The organism is Microcystis sp. LE18-22.4A (assembly GCF_027531105.1).
Lineage (GTDB): Bacteria > Cyanobacteriota > Cyanobacteriia > Cyanobacteriales > Microcystaceae > Microcystis > Microcystis aeruginosa.
Map to the genome: position 1 here is coordinate 1 of NZ_JAPZRB010000571.1, position 1,486 is coordinate 1,486.

Genomic DNA, 1,486 nt, shown 5'->3' on the forward strand with positions numbered 1-1,486 from the left:
GTGGTCAATTACCTAATTTTCAGGGAAAAAATCCCTAAATTTTCCCCCCAATCACTCCAATGGTAGGCACTTTTTCAGGGAAAAAAAGTCTAAAAGCCTTATCCAACAAGGTTTTTAGATTTATTCAGCAAACCCTAAATAGCTGAAAATTTGTCAAAACGTCGTGCTTTGCTTACCTCATAAGCGATTAAAGGTAACAAAACAAAGAATTAGATTCGGAGAATGAATCAGATCTAGGGAAGTGGGGAAGTGGGGAGAAACTCTTTTCAGTGATCTGTTGACAATTTTTCAGTGATCTGTTGACAAATAGGCAATTCTGTGTTGACAAAGGAAAAATTTGCTGTTAGCATTGCGATAATTATTCATACATCCACTTTACCTCTGTGGGAGTCTATACAGATGACAAAATTACTCAGATTTACCATTCCTAGCGCTGCTGCTCTGGCCGTCGCCACTGCCTTAGGCCTCGCCACTGCCCCGGCCCAGGCGGCTCCTATGGTAACCTATACCAACTGTGCAAGTACCTTATTCTGTACACTCACCGAGCTCCTTCGCGGTGGTTCCATCTCGGTTGATGAGGACGGAAATGGCACAATTGAGAAAGTGTTCGAGGACTGGACGAATTACGATTTTTTCAAAGGTCCTGGGGCTAATCCTCTGACCGATCCCCAAGGCAACATTCGAGTGAGTGCAACCGGCACTTACATTCCTGGTGTCTCTGGTAGTGCTACTCTCAATTACACTGTTGTTGGCGGCATAAACCTAACTCCGCCGAGCGGGAATACCACTTGGAATGCTACTGTCGCCTTCGACTTCACGGTAACATCCGCTGGATATGTCCCAATAATGAACCAGATAGATGCCATAACAGGTGGGTCAGTTACAGGCCTCACTACGGGAGTACAATCTTCTGTGGGCTTCAATGGTGCATCGATTATGGGCAATCAAACCGCTACCCCCAGCATGCCTGCGACTGACACGATGACATTGGGACCAACAAACACGCTTGCGGTCATGAACAACCTGTCTTTGCAAGCTCGCCGGACTACTACATTGCCTGGAACCGCCAGCGTCACGACTTTCTCACAAACCTTCACCCAGGTGGTTATTCCCGAACCGGGTACTGTTGTTGGACTGCTGGTTGCTGGTGGCTTAGGTCTGGCGATGAAACGCCGACAAAAGGATAGCTAACCGAGCTTGGCTTCAGGACAACTTTGAGCAGAGACATCGTAGCTGCTTGCATTGAAACTCCGTCCTTTGGGGGCGGTTTTTAATTAGGGTTTGCTGAACGAACCCGCGTCAGTCCCCACAGGAGAAACTTTTTCAGCCAACCCTAATTGGGGTTGGCTGAATAAATCTAAAAACCTTGTTGGGTAAGACTTTTAGACCTTTTGTCAATCAAAAAGTACTGGATCTGGGAGTGATCGGGGGGAAATTTAGGCACTTTTTCCCTGAAAATTAGGTAATTGGCCACCTCAAAACTGGT

Annotated in this window: 1 protein-coding gene; it reads left to right on the forward strand. The window is 46.6% G+C overall.

All coding sequences use genetic code 11. The features are described 5' to 3' along the window. Nucleotides 1-321: 321 nt before the first annotated feature. Nucleotides 322-1,191, forward strand: a complete 870-nt coding sequence (locus O9295_RS24620; RefSeq protein WP_288035936.1) for a PEP-CTERM sorting domain-containing protein — start codon at nucleotides 322-324, stop codon at nucleotides 1,189-1,191. Nucleotides 1,192-1,486: the final 295 nt, after the last annotated feature.